The sequence below is a fragment of the Streptomyces sp. 1222.5 genome, from assembly GCF_900105245.1.
Lineage (GTDB): Bacteria > Actinomycetota > Actinomycetes > Streptomycetales > Streptomycetaceae > Streptomyces > Streptomyces albidocamelliae.
The window spans coordinates 2,320,283-2,345,812 of the sequence record NZ_FNSZ01000001.1; the positions used below are offsets into that span (position 1 = coordinate 2,320,283).

Genomic DNA, 25,530 nt, shown 5'->3' on the forward strand with positions numbered 1-25,530 from the left:
GATGCGCGGGGCACCGGAGGAGCCTTGGGCAGTCTGTCGCTCTTCCCGCGGGTGTTCACGGACGAACACCCGGGGCGGGAAGAGACTCGGGACCGCTTACTTCAGACCGAGCTTGGCGCAGGCGGCCTTGTACTTGCCGGTGCAGATCTCGTCGATCGTGTAGACGCCGTCCTTGACGACGGTGTCCTTGATGTTCTCCTTGGTCAGCGAGGTGACCGGGACGAGCACCGACGGGACGTCCTGCGCGGAGCCCGAGGAGACCTTGTCCTTGGCGACGGAGTCCAGGCTCTCGCCCTTGGCGAGCGCCACGGCCATCTCGGCGGCGGCGTCGGCCTCGGGGGCGTAGGGCTTGTAGACGCTCATGTACTGCTCACCGGCGACGATGCGCTGCACACCCGCGAGTTCGGCGTCCTGGCCGGTGACCGGGACCTTGACGCCCGCGGCGTTGAGGGCGGTGATGATACCGCCGGCCATGCCGTCGTTGGCGGAGTACACGCCCGCGATCTTGCCCTTGCCGACCGAGGAGATCGCCGCCTCCATCTCGGAGTTGGCGTTGTCCGGCGACCACTCCTTGGTGTCGTACTCCTTGGCGATGGTGACCTTGCCGTCGAGGACGGAGTGCGCGCCCTTCTTGAACTGGGCGGCGTTCGGGTCGGTCACCGAGCCGTTGACCATGACGATCTTGGAGGACTTGGTGGCCTTGCTGCCCAGCGCCTTCAGCAGGGCCTCGCCCTGGGTCTTGCCGACCTGCTCGTTGTCGAACGAGGTGTAGGCGCTGATCGGGCCCTCGGCGAGACGGTCGTAGGCGACGACCTTGATGCCGGCGTCCTTGGCCTTCTGGACCGAGTTCTGGATGGCCTTGGCGTCCACCGCGTCCAGGATCAGGACGTCCACCTTGTTGGTGATCATGGTGTCGACCTGCTGCGCCTGCAGGTTCGCGTCCTGGCGGGCGTTGTTGTACTGGACGGTCGCCTTGCCGTTCGTCAGCTCCTTGATCTTCTTCTCGATCAGCGGCTTGTCGAACTTCTCGTAACGAGCGGTCTTGTTCTCCGGCAGGAGCAGGCCGACCTTGATGTCGTCGCCCTTCTTGGCCGACGCGGAGGAAGAGTCGTCGTTGCCCTTCGACTCCTTGGCGCTGCCACAAGCCGCGAGCGAGACGGCCATCGCACCGGCGGCAATGGCAACGGCGGCACGACGCATACGTGCGTTCACTTCACAAACCTCCCTGACGAGGCCGCGTCGTTGCGGCCGAGGTGGCTGGAAGTCAACTCGGCCACACGTGCGACGTCAAGAAGTAAATCCTTAACGAGATGGCAACGGTGCCATCCGTTCTCTAAGTGAAGGCAGGCGTGGCCATCGACAGTGATCCGTCCAAAAGGGTCGAATCGCCCATCTCGCTGAGGGCGAGGGCAAGCGCCCCGAGCACCTCGGCACGGCCCCCAAGAGCCCCCGGGAGAACGGACAGTTGGCGCGCCGCGCTGGGGATTGCGTAGCGGCCGACGGACTCCCTGATCGGCCCGAGCACCAGCTCACCGGCCTCGGCGAGATCACCGCCGAGGACCACCCTGCTCGGGTTCAGCAGATTGCAGAGATTGGCCACTCCACTGCCGATGTGGCGGCCGACGTCGGCGATCACCCGACGACAGCCCGGGTCTCCGTCCCTGGCCAGCCGTACGACACCCTCCATGGTCAGGTCGGGTCCGTGGCTGGGCTGGAGCAGCGGGAGCACATAGCGTGCGGCCGCGAACGTCTCCAGGCAGCCGCGGTTGCCGCAACGGCAGACCGGGCCGGATTCGTCGAGTGTAATATGTCCGATTTCGCCAGCGGTGCCACCGGGCCCGCGGTAGATCTTCCCGTCGATCACCAGACCGGCGCCGACACCGCTCGCGACCTTGATGTAAGCAAGATCACGCACGCCCTTGCCGCTGCCCCAGACGAGCTCGCCGAGGGCGCCGAGGTTGGCGTCGTTGTCCACGTGAACGGGCACGCCGAGCCGTTCCCGCAGTTCCTCCGCGGGCTTGGTGCCGCCCCAGCCGGGCAGGATCGCGGTGGACCCCAGCGTCCCCGACTCCACGTCGATCGGGCCCGGCACGCCGAGCCCCACGCCGGCCACCTTGGACCGGTCCACCCCCGTTGCTGCGATCAGGCGACTGACCAGCTCCTCGGCCCGGTCGAAGCCCTGCGCGGAGGACGCGTCGACGTCCAGCGGCTCGGACTCCTCGGCCAGCACCTGGTGGGCGAGGTTCCCGATCGCGACGCGCAGATGGGTGTGCCCGAAGTCGACGCCGATGACGATGCCGGCGTCACCGCTCAGGCTGACGCTGCGGGCCCGTCGGCCGCCCGCCGATGTGGGCGTGACCTCGACGGTTCCGCCGTCCTTGAGCTCCCGCACGATGTTGGAGACGGTCGCGGCGGACAGACCGGTCGTCCGCGCGATCTCCGCCTGCGTGAGGGACCCTGCCAGGCGTACGGCCCGGACGACCCGCTCCAGGTTGGCTCGGTGCAGCGATGACTGCGACCCTGGAGTCTCCACGACTGACCTCCTGAGCGCGGGGCCGCTTCGGCGAGGCCCCGTGTATGTCCAACTAGTGAACTCTAAGCTGAGCCGTTCGGGGTCACTTCCGTCAAGAGGTTGAACCGTTTCCGGGTACGGGACACACCTGTGCACGCCGCCCCGGCGACCGGGACGGCGTGCGTTCGAAGGGTCGCGGAGCGCTTCCCGCGCGCCGCCGCTACTTGAGCGTCGCCGAGGTCAGACCCGCCTGCACCTGGCGCTGGAAGGACAGGTAGACGACCAGCATCGGGATCATCGCGATGGTCACGCCGGCGAAGAGAACGGGCAGGTCGGAGGCGTACCCCTGCTGCTGTTGCAGCTGGATCAGCCCCTGGGTGAGGACGTAGCGCTCGGGGTCGGAACCGCTCTGCGGCTGCATCAGCACCGTGGGCAGGATGAACTGGTTCCACTGCCCCAGCGTGTTGAAGATGCCGACGCTGATCAGACCGGGCTTCGCCATCGGCAGCATCACCTGGAAGAAGGTCCGGGTGTGCGAGGCACCGTCCAGGACCGCCGCCTCGAAGACCGCCGTGGGCAGGGTCCGGAAGAAGGAGTGCATGAAGAACACCGTGAACGGCATCGAGTAGGCGATGTAGACCAGGATCAGCCCCTGGTAGGTGTTCAGCATGTCCAGCCGTTTGACCATGAAGAACAGCGGGACGAGGGCCAGGAACACCGGGAACATGGCGCCGGCCACGAAGAAGTAGTAGAGCAGCCGGTTGCCCCAGAACCGGTACCTGGCCAGCACGTACGCGGCCATGGAGCCGAACAGCATGGTCAGCGGCACGGAGAACACCAGGACGATCACGGTGTTCAGGAAGTAGTCGCCGATGCCCTTGTCCCAGGCCCGGCTGAAGACGTCGAAGGACCAGCTGTGCGGCCAGCCGAAGGCCGAGCCGCCGATCTGGACGTCGGTCTTGAAGGAGCTGAGGACCAGCCACAGCAGGGGCAGCACGATCAGCAGGCCCCACAGGGCGAGGAAGCCGTGCGAGAAGACGTTCAGGACCACGCCCTCGCCGCGCCGGTCGCCGGGGCGGACGGGGACCTTGTCCACGGGCCGCTCGGCGGGGACGGGGGCGGTCTCCTTGATGGGTGCGCTCATCCTCGGCACTCCGCTCAGAACTCGATGCGCTCGCGGCGGGTGGCGCGCAGCGTGACGACGGACAGGACCAGGGTGAGCAGCAGCATGATCACGCCCATGGCGCAGGCGTAGCCGCTCTTGCCGTAGTAGAGGAAGTTGCGCATCATCACCGTCGACATCACGTCGCTGTGGTGATCGGGGCCGCCGCCGTACGCGCCCATGTTCTGGGTCATGGAGGAGACCAGCACGAACATGTCCATGGCGACGATGCCGAGGTAGACCCAGGCGGTCTGCACGGTGTCCCACAGCAGCGGCAGGGTGATGCGGAAGAAGGACTGGTTGCGGTTGGCCCCGTCGATCAGGGCGGCCTCGTAGATGTCCCTCGGGATGGACTGCATGGCGGCGGAGAACAACACCAGGTAGAAGCCGACGCCCTGCCAGACCACGGCCACCATGAGGGCCCACAGCACCAGGTTCGGCTCGTTCAGCCATTCCACCGGATTGTCGGCGTCCACCAGGCCGACCTTGATCAGCGCGCCGTTGAGCAGACCGCCGCCGTCACTGCGGTACACCGCGTTGAACAGCACCGCGAGAATCGCCAGCGACAGCACCTGCGGAAAGAAGTAGACGACTTTGTAGACCTTCGACCCGGCCACGCCCTGCACTCCGCCGGCCCGGCTGCGCCCGCCCGCGTTCAGCATGAAGGCGAAGAACAGGGCGAGCAGAATGGTGATCACCGGGATGAAGACCAGGAACAGGATGTTGTGCCAGATGGCACCCAGGAAGACGTCGTCCTGGAACAGCGCCTGGTAATTGTCCAGACCCACGAAACTGAAGGTCTGCGACTGCCCCTTCCAGTCCGTCAGCGAATAGCCGAACGTCTGGATGTACGGCCAGATCACGAAGACCACATAGAGCGCCACGGGGACGAGGAGAAACCCCGCGACGAACCGGTACTGCCCTTTGCGCATCGGCGTCCCTGCCCTTGATGTGTCCGGTCGCCACCGACACCCCGGGGGTGCGGGGAACCGCGCGGCGGGCCCCGTCGGACCCGCGCTGGCGGTCGCACCCGCACCCCGGAGGCGGCCGGTGGACCTAGTCCCGGTGGTTCTTCTTCGACGCAGGGTCCTTCGCCTGCTTGTCCACCGCGGCCTGACAGCGCTTCAGCCATTCCTTCGGCTGGATGCGCTTGGCCATGAGCTCGTTGGACGCGGCCTCGATGGCGGTCCCCATCTCGCTGTACCACTCGGTGTACAGGAAGCGGAAGGTGTTGTCGCCGGCCGCCTTGGACGCCTCGACCGTGGACTGCGTGCCCGGCCGCAGCTTGACGCTCGGGTCCACGCCGTCCTTGAGGATGGTGAGCGAGTTCGCCTCCTTGGCGAAGAGCGTCGACCACTCCTTGGAGAGCATGCGCCGCATGAACTCCTTCGCCCCCGGCAGGTTGTGCGCCTTCGAGGGGATGATGAAGGGCTCGCCCGAACCGGCCCGGATCGCCTCGAACGGCAGCTTGCTGCCCGACAGCAGCGGCATCGGCAGGAACTTCATGTCGAAGTCCGACGGGGTCTGCTTCAGCTGCTCGTTCTCCAGCCAGGAGCCGCAGGTGATGAACGCGGCCTTGTACTGGTTCCAGCGGGTCTGCGACTCGGTGTGCGTCAGGCCGTTCGTCCCGGGCATCAGATAGCCCTTCTCGACGACCTCGTAGATGGCCTCGACGCCGGCCTGCGCCGCCTCCGAACCCACGAACGCCTTGGGGTCCAGGTTGTCGATCGCCTTCATCGCGTCCAGACCGCCCTTCTTGGCGATCAGGTCCATGATGGCGACGTTGATGTAGTACGGGTACTTGCCCTGGTGGGCGAGACCGCCGATGCCCTGGGACTTGGCGTCCTTGCAGATGGCGAGGAAGTCCTCCCAGGTCTTGGGCTCCTCCCAGCCCTTCTCCTTGAAGAGCTTGCCGGAGTACCACAGGCCCCACACCGTGTAGATGTAGTTCAGCGCGACGACCTTGCCCTCCTGCATGCCCGGGTCGAGCGTGCCGGGGATCAGGGTGTCGCGGACCTTCTTGGAGGGGTCGTCGACCGACGGGGAGTCCAGGACCTCGGCGAGGTCCAGCAGCTGCCCGTTCTTGTACAGGACGTCGACCTTGATCTGCTGGGCGCCGGAGTCGTCCACGATGTCCGGCGGGTTGCCGCCGTTGAAGCGCGGCTGGAGCTTGCCGGTGATCTCCTGCGTGCCGGTGTGGGTGGAGGTGATGCCGAGCTTCTTGCCGAAGTCGGCCTCCCACGCCTTGGCGTAGTCGTCGCCGTAGCCGCCCTTGAAGACGACGACGTCGAGCTTGCTGCCCTTCTTGGCGCCGAAGGGGTTGTCCTTGGACTTCTCCCCCTTGGTGTCGCCGCCCCCGTCCGAGTCGCCGTCGCCGCCGCCGCTGGCGCAGGCGGACAGGAGGCTCATCGTCGGAACGCTGATCAGGCCGAGCGCGGCGGACCGCTTGATCAGATCGCGGCGGCCGACACCCGAGGAACCGGTGTTCCCGTCGGAAGTGGATCCCATGCTCAAGTCCTCGCCTTCTCCAGGACTCAGGCGGTGAACCGGATCCTCCCCGGCACCGCTGTCGGGTCAAGCTGGGTGGTACAGGAAGTACTTCATGCGTCTGGTACCGAGCGTGCATCTTGTACCGGGCGCCGACAGGTATAGTCCACTTCCGGCCGACGGAGCAAGATCGAATACAGGGTTCGCGGCCGGTCTTTTCCGAGTTGAGACCTCTTGGAAATATGAGCGCCCTGTGGGCGACCTGGCGGAAAAAGTCGCGACATAAGTCCCTGAATGCCACGCCCAACACCCTTGACATCACCGGTCACTTGGCCACCTACTGGTTCCTGCGAACCGAATTGACAACGTTGTCCACCGCGGTCGCAGGAGGGGAAATCCGTAGATGCAGCGGAGAACTCGGCACAGATGGGGTCCGGCGGTCGTCCTCACGGCCGCCTTTGTCATGGCCGTCGGCGGGCAGGGCGCGGCGGTCGCCCTGCCCGCCAAGGCTCCGGTCGCCGACCGGGAGTTCGCATCCTCGTTCGAGGCGGGCGACCCGGCACCGGACTGGCTGAACACCGTCGACGCCTCGGCGGACGGCGGCAAGCGCGCCTCCGGCGTCGACGGCGGCTACAGCACGGGCATCCCGGGCAATGTGAGCGACCATGTCACCGAGGTCCGGGCGAGCGGCGAGAACACCGGCGCGGGTGAGGTGGCGGAGAACCTCGTCGACGGCGAACCCGGCACCAAGTGGCTGGCCTTCGAGCCGACCGGCTGGGTGGAGTTCGACCTCGACAAGCCCGTCAAGCTGGTGACGTACGCGCTCACCTCGGCCAACGACTTCGACGGGCGCGACCCGAAGGACTGGACCCTGCTGGGCTCCACCGACGGCAAGGACTGGAAGACCGTCGACACCCGCTCGGGCGAGAACTTCTCCGAGCGGTTCCAGACGAAGTCGTACGACCTGGCCGAGCCGGCCGAGTACCAGCACTTCCGGCTGGAGGTGACGAAGAACAACGGCGCGTCGGACATCCTGCAACTCGCCGACGTGCAGTTCTCCACCGGCGGTACGGGCGGGCCGGTGCCGCAGGACATGCTGACGCTCGTCGACAAGGGCCCGAACGGCTCCCCGACGGCCAAGGCGCGGGCCGGTTTCACCGGGAAGCGCGCCCTGCGCTACGCCGGCCGGCACACGGCGGGCGGCCGGGCGTACTCGTACAACAAGATCTTCGACGTGAACGTGCGGGTCGGGCGCGACACCCGGCTGTCGTACCGCGTCTTCCCGTCGATGGCCGACGGCGACCGCGACTACGACGCCACGAACGTCTCCGTCGACCTGGTCTTCACCGACGGCACCTCGCTCAGCGGGCTGGGTGCGCAGGACGAGCACGGCTTCCCGCTGACACCGCGCGGGCAGGGCGCGTCCAAGACGCTGTACGTCAACCAGTGGAACGACGTGGCCTCCCGGATCGGCTCGGTCGCGGCCGGCAGGACGGTCGACCGGATCCTGGTGGCGTACGACTCCCCTGACGGCCCGGCGAAGTTCCGCGGCTGGGTGGACGACATCTCCCTGAAGGAGGCCGCCCCCGAGAAGCCGAAGGCACACCTGGCGGACTACGCGCTGACCACCCGGGGCACCAACTCCAGCGGCAGCTTCTCACGCGGCAACAACTTCCCCGCCACCGCGCTCCCGCACGGCTTCAACTTCTGGACCCCGGTGACCAACGCGTCGTCGCTGAGCTGGCTGTACGAGTACGCGCGGGCGAACAACGACGACAATCTGCCCACCGTGCAGGCGTTCAGCGCGAGCCACGAGCCGAGCCCGTGGATGGGTGACCGGCAGACCTTCCAGCTGATGCCGTCGGTGGCGTCCGGCACCCCGGACACCGGCCGCGAGGCGCGAGAGCTGCCCTTCCGGCACGAGAACGAGACCGCACGCCCGTACTACTACGGGGTCCGGTTCGAGAACGGCCTCAAGGCGGAGATGACGCCGACCGACCACGCGGCCGTGCTGCGCTTCACGTATCCGGGCGACGACGCGAGCGTGGTGTTCGACAACGTCACCGAGCAGGCGGGCCTCACGCTCGACAAGGAGAGCGGGACCGTCACCGGCTACTCGGACGTGAAGTCGGGCCTGTCGACGGGCGCGACCCGGCTGTTCGTGTACGGCCGGTTCGACAAGCCGGTCACGGACGGCACGTCGAGCGGGGTGAAGGGCTGGATGCGCTTCGACGCGGGCGCCGACCGCACGGTCACCCTGCGCCTGGCGACCTCGCTCATCAGCGTCGACCAGGCGAAGGACAACCTGCGCCAGGAGGTCGGCGGAGCCTCGTTCGACACCGTGAAGGGCCGTGCCCTGCGCGCCTGGGACAAGCTGCTCGGCAAGGTCGAGGTGGAGGGCGCCACCACCGACCAGCTGACCACGCTGTACTCCGGCCTCTACCGGCTCTACCTGTACCCGAACTCCGGCTTCGAGAAGGTCGACGGCGAGAACCGGTACGCCTCCCCCTTCTCGGCGATGCCGAACCCGGACACCCCGACGCACACCGGCGCGAAGATCGTCGACGGCAAGGTGTACGTCAACAACGGGTTCTGGGACACCTACCGGACCACGTGGCCGGCCTACTCGTTCCTGACGCCGTCCCAGGCCGGTGAGATGGTCGACGGGTTCGTGCAGCAGTACAAGGACGGTGGCTGGACCTCCCGGTGGTCCTCCCCCGGCTACGCCGACCTGATGACCGGCACCTCCTCGGACGTGGCGTTCGCCGACGCCTACGTCAAGGGCGTGAAGTTCGACGCGAAGGCGGCGTACGACGCGGCCGTGAAGAACGCGACCGTGGTCCCGCCGATGTCGGGCGTGGGCCGCAAGGGCATGACCACCTCGCCCTTCCTCGGCTACACCAGCACCGACACCCACGAGGGCCTGTCGTGGGCGATGGAGGGCTACGTCAACGACTACGGCATCGCCCGGATGGGCCAGGAGCTCTACCGCAAGACGGGCGAGAAGCGCTACCAGGAGGAGTCGGAGTACTTCCTCAACCGGGCCCGGGACTACGTGAAGCTGTTCGACTCCAAGGCCGGCTTCTTCCAGGGGCGCGACGCCAAGGGCGGCTGGCGCGTGGACTCCGCGAAGTACGACCCGCGCGTGTGGGGCTACGACTACACGGAGACCAACGGCTGGGGCTACGCCTTCACCGCCCCGCAGGACAGCCGTGGCCTGGCCAACCTGTACGGCGGCCGGCAGGCCCTCGGGGACAAGCTCGACGAGTACTTCTCGACACCGGAGACGGCGTCCCCGGACTACGTCGGCTCCTACGGCGGTGTGATCCACGAGATGACCGAGGCGCGGGACGTCCGGATGGGCATGTACGGCCACTCCAACCAGGTCGCCCACCACGTCATCTACATGTACGACGCGGCCGGCGAGCCCTGGAAGACGCAGGCGAACGTGCGCGAGGCGCTGTCCCGGCTCTACACCGGCAGCGAGATCGGGCAGGGCTACCACGGCGACGAGGACAACGGCGAGCAGTCGGGCTGGTACCTGTTCTCCGCGCTCGGCTTCTACCCGCTGGTCATGGGCAGTGGTGAGTACTCCATCGGCTCCCCGCTGTTCAAGAAGGTCACCGTGCACCTGGAGAACGGCCGGGACCTGGTGGTCAAGGCGCCGAAGAACAGCGCGAAGAACGTGTACGTCCAGGGCGTGACGTTCGACGGCCGTCCCTGGAAGTCCACCTCGCTCCCCCACTCCATGCTGTCCAAGGGCGGCGTGCTGGAGTTCCGCATGGGGGCCGAGCCGTCGACCTGGGGCACCGGCAAGGACGCGGCGCCGGTCTCCGTCACCCGGGACGACAAGGTGCCGGCCCCGCGCGCGGACGTCCTCAAGGGTGACGGCGCCCTGTTCGACGACACCTCGGCGACGAACGCGACGGTCACCTCGGTGGATCTGCCGGCCGGCGGTGCGGTGAAGCCGGTGCAGTACACGCTGACCTCGGCGGACCACGCCAAGGCGCCGACCGGCTGGACCCTTCAGGGCTCCACGGACGGCACGGACTGGAAGACCCTGGACCACCGCTCCGGCGAGACGTTCACGTGGGACCGCCAGACACGTGCCTTCACCGTCGCGGCGCCCGGCACCTGCACGAAGTACCGGCTGGTCCTGGACGGCGAGTCGACGCTGGCGGAGGTGGAGCTGCTGGCCTGACGCGGACGCGCGCGAACGGAGAAGGGGGGCGGACCCGGTCGGGTCCGCCCCCTTGCCGTGCCCGCCGCCGTGCGGGTGATCAGCCGGTGGCGAGGGTGAACACGTGCAGGTCCGTGTTCTCCGGGAGCCGGACGCTCCTGATGGTCCGGCCGTCCGGTGCGGTGAAGGGCTTGGTGGCGAAGACGTACGTCGCCACCGGGTCCTTGTCGGCGCCGGCGACGTTGCGGTACGCCGCCTTGGCGACGACCTCGTTGCCGTACTGGACGGTGCCGCCCCCGCCGCCGACGGTCCAGTCGGTGAAGGACAGGTCGACGGTGCCGGTCGTGCCGTCGTCGTAGGTGACGGTCGCCTCGGCCCGCTGGTTGCCGTTGACCGCGCTGCCGATGAAGGACAACGACGTCGCCGCCCCGGTCGGTTCGACGGTCTGGCCGGCCGCCGAGGCGTTGTCGGGGCGGCCGGCGGGCGAGTCGGGCCAGGTGAAGCCGAGACCGCCGGCCGTACCCTTGCCGCCGGGGGTCAGGCCGGCCGCGGCGAGGGCCTGGCGGGAGTAGCTCCAGCCGCCGCCGTCGTAGTCGGCCTCGTCGTGATCGCCCCGGTCGTCGGAGACACCGGTGTTGTCGTAGGCGGCCAGGAGGGTGCCGGGGGCGGCCACGGTGAGCGAGACGGGCTGCCGGTACGAGGTGTCGCCCGAGGTCACCGTGACCTCGACGTCGGCGAAGCCCTGCTCGGCGGCCTTCGCTGCGGTGAGCGTGATCTCCTGGGCGCCGTCGGTCACCGTGCCCTCGGCGGGCACGGCCGTGACGCCGGCCGGGGTCTCGACGTGGAAGCGCACGTCGGGACCGGTGCCGCCGTTCAGCGACTGGGCACGGATGCCGATCTTCGTGCTGTCGCCGGGCGCGAGGGTGGCGGCGGTGGGCCCGACGCCGATCTGGTACGGCTGCTCGCCCTCACGGAAGGACGGCGGCGGGCTGCCCGCGCCCCAGGCACGGTTCGGGGAGGCGGACAGGGTGTAGTCGAGGCGGCCGCCGTCCCGGACGAAGGACGCGGGCAGCCAGGGCCGGTCGCTGCTCCGGCCGTCGACCTTCAGGGACTGGACGTAGGGGGCGCCGGCCGCCGCGCCCGCGGCCCTGACGGAGATGTCGTTGCCCTCGGGCCGATGGATCTCCACCCGCTCGAACAGGGGTGAGGCCAGGACCAGTTCGGCCCGGGAGGGGACCTGCGGGTACATGCCGAGCGCGGAGAAGACGTACCAGGCGGACATGGCGCCGAGGTCGTCGTTGCCGGGGATGCCGCCGGGCTGGGTGGACCACAGCTGCCGCATCGCCGCGCGGACGGTCTCCTGCGTCTTGTACGGGGCGCCCGCGTAGTCGTACAGGTAGGGCACGTTGATCGACGGCTCGTTGTCCAGCTCGGACTTGCTGCCGCCGTTGCCGGTGAAGGCCCAGCCGCCCTTGTCGTCGTGGAAGAAGTCGTCCAGCCGCGCGAGCGCCCTGTCCCTGCCGCCGAGCGCGGCGAACAGACCGGCCGGGTCGTGCGGGACCATCCAGGTGTACTGGGCGGCCGAGCCCTCGACGAAGCCGTTGCCGGTGTCGGGGGTGAATCCGGTGACCCAGCTGCCGTCGGCCTTGCGGTTGGCCACGTAACCGCCGCTCGGAGCGGCCGCGATGTTGAAGTTGTTCTGCCACCACTGGGCGCGGCGGGCGAAGGCGGCCCGGGTGTCCTTCTCCCCCGCGGCCGCCGCGAGCCGGGAGAGCGAGAAGTCCGCGGTCGACATCTCGAGGGTCTCGGCGGCGCCGCCCCAGGCGTTGGACACGCTCGGCATGTAGTGCAGGTCGAGGTACTTGTCGAGCGAGGGGCGCTGCCCCACGGAGAGCACCGGCTTGCCGGCCGCCGACAGGTCCTGCTCCGTCGGTACGGTCGCGGCCCGCACCAGGGAGTGCAGGGCACCCTCGAGATCGAAGTCGGTGCCGCCGAAGGCGTGGATGCCGGCCAGGGCGGTCGCCGAGGGGTCGCCGTTCATGACGTGGGTGCCGCTCGCGCCGTGCAGCCAGCGGTCCCAGACCCCGCCGTTCTGCCGGGCGAGCTCGTACAGCGACTGGGCGATGTCGGAGCCGGTGCGCGGGTCGAGCAGGGTGAGGAGCTGCACCTGGTCGCGGTAGACGTCCCAGCCGGAGAAGGTGCCGTACTGGGCGCGGTGGCCGCGGCCCACCTGGTGCTCCTCGCCGTCGCCGCCCCGGTAGCGGCCGTCGGCGTCGCTGATGACGTTCGGGTGCAGCAGCGCGTGGTACAGCGCGGTGTAGAAGGTGGTGCGCTCGGCGTCCGTGCCGCCGCCGACCCGGACGGCGCCGAGCCGCTCGCGCCAGGCGCGGCGGGCCGCCTCCCGGACGGCGTCGAAGGAGCGGTGCGGCGGGTTCTCGGCGGCGAGGTTCGCCTCGGCGGCGGCCCGGCTGACGTAGGAGATGCCGACCTTGACGTTCACCGGTCCGTCGCCGGGTGCGAATTCGACGTAGCCGCCGGCTCCCTTGCCCGCGACGGGCCGCCCGCCCTGGGAGAAGCCGCCCGTGCCGCCGGACGCCCGGGTGCCGCCGGGGTCGAGCCGGCCGTCCTGCCAGGTGCCGGTGGCCTTGAAGGCGCGGTCGAAGCGGGCGGTGAAGTGCAGCGTGTAGTAGGAGCGGCGGCCCTCGGGGTCGAGGTAGCCACAGAAGTTCCCGGAGGTGACGGAGCCGGAGATGGTCCGGGTGCCGGGGTCGATGGTGACCGTCGAGTCCTCGGAGCCCACCTCGGAGTTCGCGGTGCGCACCAGCAGCGAGGCGGGTCTGCCCGAAGGGTAGGTGAACCGGGCCGAGCCGGTGCGCGCGGTGGCGGTGAGGTCGGCGGTGACGCCGGAGGCCAGGCCCACCTTGTAGTGGCCGGGTTCGGCGGTCTCGTCGGCGTGGGTGAAGTCGGAGGCGTAGACGGCGTCCTTGGTGTCGCTCGCCGGGGAGGTGGTGACCTCGCCGGCGTACGGGAAGATGGGGATGTCGCCGCTGCCGCCCGCGCACCCGGTGCCGGACATGTGGGTGAGGCTGAAGCCGCGGACGCGGGTGGCGTCGTACTGGTAGCCGCCGGGCGCCGCGGTTCTGGTGGCGTCCCCGCGGGTGTTCTCCGGGCTCCAGGAGAGCATGCCGAACGGCACGACGGCGCCCGGGAAGACGTTCCCGCCGTTCCTGGTGCCGATCAGCGGATCGACGTACGGGGTGGGGTCCTTGACGAGGCCGGGGGGCGCGGCGGTGACCGCCAGGGCGGGCGTTGCGGCGCCGCCGGTCGCGAGCAGCGCGGCCAGCAGCAGGGACAGGGGTCTGAAACGCATGACGCGGCCCTCTCCTTACGGACGGGTCGCGCACCACAGGTCGCACAAGCCGCAGGGACAGTAACGTGCGCCACCGGTACCACGGAAGACCGCCTGCTCTTGCGCGGGCGCACGCCGGCATCACCCGGTCGGGCTACCCAAGTGGGTTGACATCGTTGTCGGTTGAGGCGGTAAAGTCATGTACAGACCATGAGACAACGTTGTCGCGCACGACGTCGACGCACAAGCCACGCAGCACCCGCTCAGGTACCACCCCCCTCCGGGCAGGCGTTCACCCCCCTCACCTGCCCGGCTCGCGGACCCGGTGCGCCAAGCCACCGGGTCCGCCCGGAGCGGCCCGTCGCGGACACCCGCGTTCGCGCGAACGCGCATGACATCACGACCTCCGGGTGACTCCCCGGAGTCGGGCGTTCCACGCAGCGCGAGAATCGGGGTCGAAAGTGGTCCAGGTCATGGACCGGCCATAGCCATCCGGGAATCACCGGTGCTACAAATGCCGCATGTTGGATGCATGCGCCCGAATCAGGCGTCTTGCATGGCGCACCGTGATCGGCAAGAGCCCTCGAAGCGTCGCCGGACAGGTGTTCCTGCTACAGGTGGCGCTCGTCGTGCTGCTCGTGCTCTGCGCCGTCGTGGCTCTGGTACTGCAGTCGAGGCGGGACACCACGACCGAGGCCAAACGCCGTTCGATCGCCGTCGCGGAGACCTTCGCCCACTCGCCCGGCGTCGTCCAGGCGCTCAACGGCCCCGACCCCTCCAAGGTCCTCCAGCCGCTCACCGAGGCGGGGCGCAAGAGCGCAGGCGTCGACTTCATCGTCGTCATGGACAAGAAGGGCATCCGCTACACCCACCCGATCCCGAGCAAGATCGGCCAGCGGTTCGTCGGCCGGATCGGACCGTCGCTGAACGGGAAGATCTACACGGAGAGCGTGCACGGTCCGCTGGGCCACGAGGTGCAGGCCACCGTCCCCATCGACGACGCCCACGGCAAGGTGGTCGCCCTCGTCTCGGCCGGCCTGAAGGTCAAGAACGTCACCAGCGAGCTGGACAAGCAGCTGCCCATCATCCTGGCCGCGGGCGCGGGCGCCCTCGTGGTCTCGACGGGCGGCACGGCCCTGGTGGGCAGGAGGTTGCGGCGGCAGACGCACAGCCTGGCCCCGGAGGAGATGACCCGCATGTACGAGCACCACGACACGGTGCTGCACTCGGTGCGGGAGGGCGTGCTCATCGTCGGCGACGACGGACGGCTGCTGCTCGCCAACGACGAGGCCCGGCGCCTGCTGGAGCTGCCGCCCGAGGCCGAGGGGCACGATGTGCGGGACCTGTCCGGCCTCGACCCCGCGACGGTCGAGCTGCTGGTCTCCGGGCGCGAGGCGACAGACGAGGTGCACTTCACCGGCGGCCGGCTGCTGGCGGTCAACCAGCGCCCCACGGGCGCCTCGGGAGGCCCCAGCGGCACCGTGGTGACCCTCCGCGACTCCACCGAGCTCCAGGCCGTGTCCGGCCGGGCGGAGGTCACCCGGGAACGGCTGGAGCTGCTGTACGACGCCGGTCTCGGCATAGGCACCACCCTCGACGTGGTGCGCACGGCCGACGAGCTGGCGCAGGTCGCCGTCCCCCGGTTCGCGGACTTCGTCACCGTGGACGTGGCCGACGCCGTGCTGCACGGCGAGGAGCCGGCCCCCACGGCCACGGACATGCGGCGCGTCGCCGTCGGCGGCATCCGGGACGACCACCCGCTGTACGAGAAGGGCCGGCTGATCGACTTCCTGCCCTCCACCCCGCAGGCGCGCGGCTACGACGCCGGGCACTCCGAGCTGGTCACCGACCTGTCGACCGCCGAGGGCTGGCACGCCCAGGACCCCGAGCGCACCCGGCAGATCCTGGACTACGGCATCCACTCGCTGATCGCCGCACCGATCCAGGCCCGGGGCGTGGTGCTCGGCATGGCCAACTTCTGGCGGGCCAAGCGGGAGCCCTTCGACGAGGAGGAGCTGTCACTGGCGGAGGAGCTGGTGGCCCGGGCCGCCATCAGCATCGACAACGCCCGCCGGTACGCCCGTGAGCACGCCCTGGCGGTCACCCTCCAGCGCAGCCTGCTGCCGCGGGCGCTGCCCGAGCAGAGCGCCCTCGACGTCGGCTACCGCTACCTCCCCGCCCAGTCGGGCGTGAGCGGCGACTGGTTCGACGTGATCCCCCTCCCGGGCAACCGGGTGGCGCTGGTCGTGGGCGACGTGGTCGGACACGGTCTGCACGCCGCTGCCACCATGGGCCGGCTGCGGACCGCGGTGCACAACTTCTCCACGCTGGACCTGCCGCCCGACGAGCTGCTCGGTCATCTGGACGACCTGGTCGGCCGCATCGACCAGGACGAGTCGTGCCCGGAGAACCCCGGCGAGATCGTCGGCGCCACCTGTCTGTACGCGATCTACGACCCGGTGACGCGCCGTTGCACCATGGCCCGGGCCGGCCATCTGGCGCCCGCGCTGGTCTCGCCGGACGGCAGCGTCGAGTTCCCCGACCTGCCGGCCGGGCCGCCGCTGGGCCTGGGCGGGCTGCCGTTCCTGACGGCCGAGCTGGAGCTGCCTGAGGGCAGCCAGCTGGTCCTGTACACCGACGGCCTGATCGAGGACCGCAGACGCGACCTGGACGAGGGCATGGAGCGGCTGCGCCGTGCCCTGGCGGGTCACCCCGGCCGGTCGCCGGAGGACAGCTGCGGGACGGTGCTGGAGGAGCTGCTCCCCGAGCGCCCCGCGGACGACGTCGCCCTGCTCATCGCGCGAACCCGGGCGCTGCCGGCCGACCAGGTCGCCGACTGGGACGTGCCGCGCGATCCGGCCGCCGTGTCGGGGATGCGGCTCGCCGTCTCCGAGAAGCTCGCGGAGTGGGGCCTCGCCGAGCTCGGCTTCGGCATGGAGCTCGTGCTGAGCGAGCTGATCACGAACGCCATCCGCTACGGCTCCGATCCGGTCCGGGTACGGCTGATCCGCGACCGCACGCTGATCTGCGAGGTGGCCGACGGCAGCAGCACCTCCCCGCATCTGCGGTACGCGGCGACGACCGACGAGGGCGGCCGTGGCCTGTTCCTGGTCTCGCAGCTCACCGAGCGCTGGGGCACCCGGTACACCCCGCACGGCAAGGTGATCTGGGCCGAGCTGGCGCTCCCCGGCGCCTCCGGCCCGCCCCCTGATCCCCTGTCCCTGTTCCCGGACCTCGAAGACTGACGCCGCGGCCGCACGGGGGGGGGCGCCACGGCATTCTGAGCCGCGTCCAGGGAGTTGCGGGCCGCCCGGGGATCCAAGGGGGGCGGTACCCGTCGGCCGAGGCCGTACCGGCGCGCTGGGAGCCGGGAGCGCGCACGGCGGAGGGCCGCACCCCCGGGGTGGGGGTGCGGCCCTCCGGCGCGCTGTGTGCCTTGATCGACTACTTGCGGATCAGGCTGCGGAGCACGTACTGCATGATGCCGCCGTTGCGGTAGTAGTCGGCCTCACCGGGGGTGTCGATGCGGACGACCGCGTCGAACTCCACACCGGTGTCGGTGGTGACCTTGACCGTGCGCGGCGTGGTGCCGTTGTTGAGCTCCTCGACGCCGGTGAAGGAGAAGGTCTCCTCGCCGGTCAGGCCGAGGGAGGCGGCGGACTGGCCCTCCGGGAACTGCAGCGGCAGGACGCCCATGCCGATGAGGTTCGAGCGGTGGATGCGCTCGTACGACTCGGCGATGACGGCCTTCACGCCGAGCAGCGCGGTGCCCTTGGCCGCCCAGTCGCGGGACGAGCCGGAGCCGTACTCCTTGCCGGCCAGGACGACCAGCGGGATGCCCTGCTCGATGTAGTTGCGCGAGGCGTCGTAGATGAACGACACCGGCGCGTCGGCCTGGGTGAAGTCGCGGGTGTAGCCGCCCTCGGTGCCCGGCGCGATCTGGTTGCGCAGGCGGATGTTGGCGAACGTGCCGCGGATCATGACCTCGTGGTTGCCGCGGCGCGAGCCGTAGCTGTTGAAGTCACGACGCTCCACACCGTGCTCGGTGAGGTACTTGCCGGCGGGGGTGTCGGCCTTGATGGCACCGGCCGGGGAGATGTGGTCGGTGGTGACCGAGTCGCCCAGCTTGGCGAGCACGCGGGCACCGGCGATGTCGCTGACCGGGGCCGGCTCCATCTCCATGCCCTCGAAGTACGGGGGCTTGCGGACGTAGGTCGACTCGGCGTCCCACTCGAAGGTGTTGCCGGTCGGGACCGGGAGCGACTGCCACTGGGCGTCGCCCGCGAAGACGTCCTGGTAGGACTTGTTGAACATGTCCTCGCCGATGGCGTTCGCCACGACGTCGTTGACCTCGGCCTCGGAGGGCCAGATGTCCTTCAGGAAGACCGGGTTGCCGTCCTGGTCGGTGCCCAGGGCGTCACGCGTGATGTCCACCTTCATGGAGCCCGCGAGGGCGTAGGCCACGACCAGCGGCGGGGAGGCCAGGTAGTTCATCTTGACGTCGGGGTTGATACGGCCCTCGAAGTTCCGGTTGCCGGAGAGGACCGAGGTGACCGCGAGGTCGTGGTCGTTGACGGCCTTGGAGACCTCCTCCGGCAGCGGGCCGGAGTTGCCGATGCAGGTGGTGCAACCGTAGCCGACCAGGTTGAAGCCGACCTTGTCGAGGTACGGGGTCAGACCCGCCTTGTCGAAGTAGTCGGTGACGACCTTGGAGCCCGGGGCGAGGGTGGTCTTGACCCACGGCTTGCGGGTCAGGCCCTTCTCGACCGCCTTCTTGGCCACCAGCGCGGCGGCGACCATGACGTACGGGTTCGAGGTGTTGGTGCAGGAGGTGATGGCCGCGACCGTCACCGCACCGTGGTCGATCTCGTAGGTCGAGCCGTCGGGGGCGGTCACGGTGACCGGGTTGGACGGGGCGCCGTTGGGGTGGATGGCCGGGGCGTCGGAGGCCGGGAAGGACTCCTGGCCCGCCTCGTCCACGGTGTCGACGTAGTTGCGGACGTCCTGCTTGAACTGCTCGGCGGCGTTCGCGAGGACGATGCGGTCCTGCGGGCGCTTCGGGCCGGCGATGGAGGGGACGACCGTGGACAGGTCCAGCTCGAGCTTCTCGGAGAAGTCCGGCTCGGCCTTCGGGTCCAGCCAGAGGCCCTGCTCCTTGGCGTAGGCCTCGACGAGCGCGACCTGCTGCTGCGAACGGCCGGTCAGGCGCAGGTAGTTCAGGGTCTCGTCGTCGATCGGGAAGATCGCGGCGGTGGAACCGAACTCCGGCGACATGTTGCCGATGGTGGCGCGGTTGGCGAGCGAGGTGGCGGCCACGCCCTCACCGTAGAACTCGACGAACTTGCCGACGACGCCGTGCTTGCGCAGCATCTCGGTGATGGTGAGCACGAGGTCGGTGGCGGTGGTGCCGGGGGTGAGCTCACCGGTGAGCTTGAAGCCGACGACGCGCGGGATCAGCATGGAGACCGGCTGGCCGAGCATGGCGGCCTCGGCCTCGATGCCGCCGACGCCCCAGCCGAGCACGCCGAGGCCGTTGACCATGGTGGTGTGCGAGTCGGTGCCGACCAGCGTGTCGGGGTATGCCTGGCCACCCCGGACCATGACCGTGCGCGCCAGGTGCTCGATGTTCACCTGGTGGACGATGCCGGTGCCGGGCGGGACGACCTTGAACTCGTCGAAGGCGGTCTGGCCCCAGCGCAGGAACTGGTAGCGCTCCTTGTTGCGGCCGTACTCCAGCTCGACGTTCTGCTTGAAGGCGTCGTTGGTGCCGAACTTGTCGGCGATGACGGAGTGGTCGATGACCAGCTCGGCCGGCGCCAGCGGGTTGATCTTGGCGGGGTCGCCGCCGAGCTCCTTCACGGCCTCACGCATGGTCGCGAGGTCCACGACGCAGGGCACGCCGGTGAAGTCCTGCATGATCACGCGGGCCGGCGTGAACTGGATCTCCTGGCTGGGCTGGGCCTGCGAGTCCCAGCCGCCGAGGGCACGGATGTGGTCGGCGGTGATGTTCGCGCCGTCCTCCGTGCGGAGCAGGTTCTCGAGCAGGACCTTGAGGCTGTACGGCAGGCGGGCCGAGCCCTCCACCTTGTCCAGCCGGAAGATCTCGTACGACTCGTCGCCCACCTGCAGCGTGCTGCGGGCGTCGAAGCTGTTCGCCGACACGACAGTCTCCTTCATTGATGTGCGCGTACCACCGTCAATCCTGCCGCCACGCCGGCTTGGCCGATCCGCTAAGGTAAGGCTAAGTTAGGTAAACCTTACTGGGGTGGCGGCTGCGGTGCGCCTCGGCAGATATCTCGATGTCGAGATAACTCTAGTACATGGCCGCTGGATGGTCATGCCCGGACCGGCCCCGGCATGCCGACATCCGGTGGCGTAGGCCACACACGGGGGCCGACGACCGGCACATGGGCGACAAACCCCTCGGCGCGCCGCACCCCTCGCCGACGCGCCTCCCCGCACGGCGCCCGCCGGACCGCCACGCGGCGCCCATCAGTGCGCGCGCACGGGGTATCCGATCCGAACGGCACCCAGATCCGACACCCAGAGGAGGCGGTCATGCCGCTCACCTTCCGCAAGAGCTTCCGGATCCTCCCCGGGGTCCGGCTGAACATCAACCGGCACTCCTGGTCCATCACGACCGGCGGCGGGAACGGCCCGCGCCACACCCGCAGCAGCACCGGACGACGTACGACATCGGTGGATTTGCCCGGACCTTTCGGATGGCGTCGAACCCGTACGACCAGGGGACGTTGACATGCCGTCACCCGAATGGACTCCCCAGCGGGCACCATCTCATATCTGAGATAACCTCAAGCCCATGGCAGACGATTACCTCGTACGCATCGGCAAGCTCATCCGTGACGCCCGGCAACACCGTGGCTGGACGCAGGCCCAGCTCGCGGAGGCGCTCGGTACCAGCCAGAGTGCGGTCAACCGCATCGAGCGCGGGAACCAGAACATCAGCCTTGAGATGATCGCCCGAATCGGTGAGGCCCTGGACAGCGAGATCGTGTCGCTGGGCTACGCGGGTCCGATGCATCTGCGAGTCGTCGGCGGCCGCCGCCTGTCCGGCGCCATCGACGTGAAGACCAGCAAGAACGCCTGCGTCGCCCTGCTGTGCGGCTCGCTGCTGAACAAGGGCCGCACGGTGCTGCGCCGGGTCGCGCGGATCGAGGAGGTGTACCGCCTTCTGGAGGTACTGAACTCCATCGGCGTGCGCACCCGCTGGATCAACGACGGCGTCGACCTGGAACTGGTGCCGCCCGCCGAGCTGGACATGACCGCGATCGACGCGGACGCGGCGGTGCGGACCCGGTCCATCATCATGTTCCTCGGCCCGCTGCTGCACCGCATGGACCACTTCAAGCTGCCCTACGCCGGCGGCTGCGACCTGGGCACGCGGACCATCGAACCGCACATGATCGCGCTGCGCCGGTTCGGCCTCGCCATCGCGGCCACCGAGGGCCAGTACCACGCCCAGGTGGACCGCAAGGTCCGCCCCGACCGGCCGATCGTGCTGACCGAGCGCGGCGACACGGTGACCGAGAACGCGCTGCTGGCCGCCGCCCGGCACGACGGTGTGACCGTCATCCGCAACGCCTCCTCCAACTACATGGTCCAGGACCTCTGCTTCTTCCTGGAGGCGCTCGGCGTCAGGGTCGAGGGCATCGGCACCACGACGCTCACCGTGCACGGCGTGCCGAACATCGACGTCGACGTCGACTACTCCCCCTCCGAGGACCCGGTCGAGGCGATGAGCCTGCTGGCCGCCGCCGTGGTGACCGAGTCGGAGCTGACGGTGCGGCGGGTGCCGATCGAGTTCCTGGAGATCGAGCTCGCGGTCCTGGAGGAGATGGGCCTCGACCACGACCGCAGCGCCGAGTACTTCGCGGACAACGGCCGCACGCGGCTGATCGACCTCACGGTCCGGCCCTCCAAGCTGGAGGCGCCGATCGACAAGATCCACCCGATGCCGTTCCCGGGCCTGAACATCGACAACGTCCCGTTCTTCGCGGCCATCGCGGCGGTCGCCTCGGGCCAGACCCTCATCCACGACTGGGTCTATGACAACCGCGCGATCTACCTGACCGACCTCAACCGCCTCGGCGGCCGGCTCCAGCTCCTGGACCCGCACCGGGTGCTGGTCGAGGGCCCGACCCGCTGGCGCGCCGCCGAGATGATGTGCCCGCCGGCCCTGCGTCCCGCGGTGGTCGTCCTGCTGGCGATGATGGCGGCCGAGGGCACGTCTGTGCTGCGCAACGTGTACGTCATCAACCGCGGCTACGAGGACCTCGCCGAACGCCTGAACTCGGTCGGCGCGCAGATCGAGATCTTCCGGGACATCTGACGCACGGATGCCGCCGCACCCCTTCTTGACCCTTTGCATCGCAGGTCGGATCAGAGGTGGGGTGCGGCGGCATTTCAGGTCCGGGACCAGTAGTCCACGACCGGCACTCGCTCCGCGTGCCCTCAGCGCCGGTTGATGCCGGGCAGGCGTACCTCGTAGCCGTCCAGCATCTGCAGGGTACGTGCCCGCGTCCGGTCCTTCATGCAGGGCCAGGCTGCCTCGACCAGCCCTTCGGCGTTCAGCAGCTGTCCGAGCACCTCGAAGTAGACGGCGCCGCTCACATGCTCACTCGGGTGGGCGACGATGGTTTCCACGAAGTCCCAGCAGCGGCCGAGCAGCTCGGTGTCGGGGCCGGCGCTCTCCAACTCGGGCATCAGCACGGGCGTCGTGAAGCATTCGGCCAGCAGCTTGTACAGCCGCACCCACGCGTCCTCGGTCACCACGGCCGTCTCCGCGGGACGGTCGTACGTCTCGGCGATCGAGTCGGCGGATTCCGGGATCATGCGCAGCAGCAGCGAGGGGATCTCCTCGGTGGCGATTTCGGGCCGGCTCCGTCGGCGGGTACGTCGCTCATGTCTTCCTGCCGGACAGGGGCGGTCATGGACATTTTCCGAGCGCGCCGAATTGCGGCAGCGCCGAAACGCCCCCCCTCGGCCGACGGACCCACCGCCCACTCGCCGACCACCGGCCTGACCCGCACGAACGGCCGCCGTTCGAGTGAAACGAAGGGCGGCCTCATCCTGTGCGGGGCCTATGAATACGGACTCGTAGGGGATTTTCCGCGGGTACGGCGCGCTGCCCTAAGTGGCAACCTCCTGTCTGCCTGGCCAGACTGAACGTGGCGGTACGTGATCGGAGCAAACCGTCCACTCGGGGCCATTGGCGATCCACACGTCAGGAGATCGAATGGTGGAGCAGTCCTCCGAGGTCCCCATATCCGGGACGGGTAAACCCGCTGTCGCCATGAGCGACCGGGCACCGGCCGGAACGGACACCGAGAAGGAACTCGCGGCGGCGCTGGCCGAGCTGACAGGCGCCGACCGGGTAGCGCTCGACAGCGACTTCTTCACCGACCTCGGCGCGAATTCCCTGGTCATGGCCCAGTTCTGCGCGCGGGTGCGCAAGCGGGCGGACCTGCCCTCCCCCTCCATGCGGGACATCTACCGGCATCCCACGATCCGCCGGCTGGCCGCGGCACTCGTCGAGGCCGCTCCTGCCGACGCCCCCGCGGCGCCCGTGCCGGTGCCGTCGGTGCCGGTGGTGCCGGTCACCCGTGTGGGCCGATTCGGCCATTTCGTCTGCGGGACTTTCCAGCTCTCGGTTTTCCTCGTGTACTCCCTGGTCTCCGGATATGTCACGGCGTACGGATACGAGTGGATCGCCGCGGGATCGGGTGCGGGCGGCATCTATATGCGGGCGCTCCTGTTCGGAAGCGTCGGGTTCGTCGCTCTGTGTGCATTCCCGGTCGCAGCGAAATGGATTCTGGTCGGCCGATGGAAAGAGCGTGAATTCCCCGTCTGGGGCCCTGCTTATGCCCGCCTGTGGCTGGTCAGGGTGCTGCTGCACGCGAATCCGATGGTGCTTCTCGTCGGGACACCGCTGTATGTGCTGTATCTCCGGGCCCTCGGCGCACGGATCGGCAAGGGGGTCACGATCCTCTCCCGCTCCGTCCCGGTCTGCACCGACCTGCTGACCATCGGCGCCGGCACGCTGATCCGCAAGGACTCCTTTCTCCTCGGCTACCGGGCGGAGGCGGGGCGCATCCAGACCGGCCCGATCACGCTCGGCCGCGACGTGTTCGTGGGCGAGAAGACCGTCCTGGACATCGGCACCACGATGGGCGACGGCGCGCAGCTCGGCCACTCCTCGTCGCTGCACCGCGGACAGGTGATCCCCGACGGCGAGCGCTGGCACGGCTCCCCGGCGGAGCCGACGCCGATCGACCACGTGCGGGTGGCGCCGGCCGACTGCGGCACCGCGCGCCGGTTCCGGTACGGCCTGGGCACGCTGTTGCAGCTGCTCTTCGTGTACATACCGCTGACCCTCGGCGGGGTGTACATGCTCTTCACCGAGGTACCGGCGATCGGCAAGCGGCTCGACCCGCAGACGGCGGCCCTCTCGCGCCCGGAGCTGATCTCCGACGCGCTGGCCCTCTCCCTCGCCGGCTTCTGCGGATTCCTGGTGCTGGGCGTGGTCGTCCTGTTCACGGTCCCGCGTCTGCTGGGGCTGATCGTCAAGCCCGACCGGGTCTATCCGCTCTACGGCGTGCACTACGCGCTGCACCGGACCACGGCCCGCATGACGAACATCAAGTTCTTCAGCTGGCTCTTCGGTGACAGCTCGTACATCGTGAACTACCTGCGCGGCCTCGGATACGACCTGTCCCACGTCGAGCAGACCGGGTCGAACTTCGGCACCGAGGTGCAGCACGAGACCCCGCTGCTGGTGTCCGTCGGCACCGGCACGATGGTGGCCGACGGGCTCTCGGTGGTGAACGCGGAGTACTCCGGTACGTCCTTCCGGCTGTCCCGGGTGTCCATCGGGGCACGTAACTTCCTGGGCAACAACATCGCCTATCCCGCGGGCGGCAGGACGGGCGAGAACTGCCTCCTGGCGACCAAGGTGCTGGTCCCCCTCGACGGTGAGGTCCGCGAGGGCGTGGGGCTGCTCGGTTCGCCGTGCTTCGAGATCCCGCGCTCGGTGGAGCGCGACGTTCGGTTCGACCACCTGCGCACGGGCGACGAACTGCGCAGCAATCTGCGCGCGAAGAACCGCTACAACCTCCGCTCCATGGCCCTGATGCTCACCGTGCGCTGGCTGCACGTCTTCTTGCTCACCCTGCTGGCCCTCGCCTCCGTGGACCTGTACGGCGTGGTCGGGCACGTGGTGATCGGCAGCTACCTGGCGCTGACGCTGGCCCTGTCCACCGCGTACTACGTGCTGGTGGAGCGCTGCCTGACGTCGTTCCGCGCCCTGCAGCCCCAGCTGTGTTCCATCTACGACCGGGTCTTCTGGCAGCACGAGCGGGTGTGGAAGGTCCCTGACCACTTCCTCAACCTGTTCAACGGAACCCCCTACAAGAGCCTCGTGTGGCGGCTGATGGGCGTGCGCATGGGCCGGAGGGTGTTCGACGACGGCTGCTACATCACCGAGCGCACGCTGACCACCATCGGCGACGAGTGCACCCTCAACATGGGGTGCAAGATCCAGTGCCACTCGCAGGAGGACGGCACCTTCAAGTCGGCCGCCACCGCGCTCGGCGCCCGCACCACGCTCGGCGTCGCCGCCCATGTGCATTACGGCGTGACCCTGGGCGAGGGCTCGGTGCTGGTGGCCGACTCCTTCCTGATGAAGGGCGAGGAAGTGCCCCCGGACGCGCGGTGGGGTGGCAATCCGGCCGTGGAGATGCCCGAGGCCGCCGTCCGGTCCGGCAGCCCGGACCGGACCCTGGCGACGACCAACGCCTCTGCTACGACCACCAGGTGAGGAA

Annotated in this window: 13 protein-coding genes; 5 read left to right on the forward strand and 8 right to left on the reverse strand. The window is 69.2% G+C overall.

Annotation, left to right across the window (positions count from 1 at the left end):
* Window positions 1–96 precede the first annotated feature (96 nt).
* The 5 genes from BLW57_RS10425 to ngcE all read right to left on the reverse strand — a co-directional run bounded on the left by BLW57_RS10425 (window position 97) and on the right by ngcE (window position 6,182).
* Window positions 97–1,200, reverse strand: coding sequence for a substrate-binding domain-containing protein (locus BLW57_RS10425; protein ID WP_176985921.1), 1,104 nt, complete (start codon window positions 1,198–1,200; stop codon window positions 97–99).
* A gap of 133 nt (window positions 1,201–1,333) precedes the next feature.
* A complete protein-coding gene (locus tag BLW57_RS10430) occupies window positions 1,334–2,533 on the reverse strand; it encodes an ROK family transcriptional regulator (RefSeq protein ID WP_093473920.1) in 1,200 nt (399 codons plus the stop codon).
* A gap of 199 nt (window positions 2,534–2,732) precedes the next feature.
* Window positions 2,733–3,656, reverse strand: a complete 924-nt coding sequence (locus BLW57_RS10435) for a carbohydrate ABC transporter permease (RefSeq protein ID WP_073897479.1) — start codon at window positions 3,654–3,656, stop codon at window positions 2,733–2,735.
* A 14-nt stretch (window positions 3,657–3,670) separates the two neighbouring features.
* A complete protein-coding gene (locus BLW57_RS10440) occupies window positions 3,671–4,606 on the reverse strand; it encodes a carbohydrate ABC transporter permease (RefSeq protein WP_093473921.1) in 936 nt (311 codons plus the stop codon).
* 124 nt (window positions 4,607–4,730) lie between these two features.
* Window positions 4,731–6,182: an N-acetylglucosamine/diacetylchitobiose ABC transporter substrate-binding protein gene (gene ngcE, locus BLW57_RS10445; RefSeq protein ID WP_093473923.1), complete on the reverse strand. Its 1,452-nt coding sequence runs from the start codon at window positions 6,180–6,182 to the stop codon at window positions 4,731–4,733.
* Between the two features lie 382 nt (window positions 6,183–6,564).
* Here ngcE and BLW57_RS10450 point away from each other — a divergent pair, with 382 nt between their 5' ends.
* Entirely contained in the window at window positions 6,565–10,362 is a 3,798-nt protein-coding gene (locus tag BLW57_RS10450) for a GH92 family glycosyl hydrolase (RefSeq protein ID WP_256339457.1), read from the forward strand.
* Between the two features lie 79 nt (window positions 10,363–10,441).
* On the opposite strand, the gene BLW57_RS10455 is transcribed toward BLW57_RS10450, so the two are convergent.
* Window positions 10,442–13,711, reverse strand: coding sequence for a GH92 family glycosyl hydrolase (locus tag BLW57_RS10455; protein ID WP_093473926.1), 3,270 nt, complete (start codon window positions 13,709–13,711; stop codon window positions 10,442–10,444).
* A 500-nt stretch (window positions 13,712–14,211) separates the two neighbouring features.
* Here BLW57_RS10455 and BLW57_RS10460 point away from each other — a divergent pair, with 500 nt between their 5' ends.
* A complete protein-coding gene (locus BLW57_RS10460) occupies window positions 14,212–16,935 on the forward strand; it encodes a SpoIIE family protein phosphatase (RefSeq protein WP_093473927.1) in 2,724 nt (907 codons plus the stop codon).
* Window positions 16,936–17,134: 199 nt separating this feature from the next.
* Here the strand turns inward: BLW57_RS10460 and acnA are convergent, their stop codons facing one another.
* Window positions 17,135–19,852 (reverse strand): aconitate hydratase AcnA, encoded by a 2,718-nt coding sequence (gene acnA / locus BLW57_RS10465; RefSeq protein WP_093480639.1) that lies wholly within the window; start codon window positions 19,850–19,852, stop codon window positions 17,135–17,137.
* 396 nt (window positions 19,853–20,248) lie between these two features.
* Here acnA and BLW57_RS10470 point away from each other — a divergent pair, with 396 nt between their 5' ends.
* A complete protein-coding gene (locus BLW57_RS10470; protein WP_073897489.1) occupies window positions 20,249–20,446 on the forward strand; it encodes a DUF4236 domain-containing protein in 198 nt (65 codons plus the stop codon).
* Between the two features lie 64 nt (window positions 20,447–20,510).
* Window positions 20,511–22,040 (forward strand): helix-turn-helix domain-containing protein, encoded by a 1,530-nt coding sequence (locus BLW57_RS10475; protein WP_093473929.1) that lies wholly within the window; start codon window positions 20,511–20,513, stop codon window positions 22,038–22,040.
* 122 nt (window positions 22,041–22,162) lie between these two features.
* On the opposite strand, the gene BLW57_RS10480 is transcribed toward BLW57_RS10475, so the two are convergent.
* Complete coding sequence (locus BLW57_RS10480) at window positions 22,163–22,543, reverse strand: hypothetical protein (protein ID WP_093473930.1); 381 nt, start codon at window positions 22,541–22,543, stop codon at window positions 22,163–22,165.
* 403 nt (window positions 22,544–22,946) lie between these two features.
* On the opposite strand from BLW57_RS10480, the gene BLW57_RS10485 reads away from it, so the two are divergent.
* Complete coding sequence (locus tag BLW57_RS10485; RefSeq protein WP_093473932.1) at window positions 22,947–25,526, forward strand: Pls/PosA family non-ribosomal peptide synthetase; 2,580 nt, start codon at window positions 22,947–22,949, stop codon at window positions 25,524–25,526.
* The last annotated feature ends 4 nt before the right edge of the window (window positions 25,527–25,530 follow it).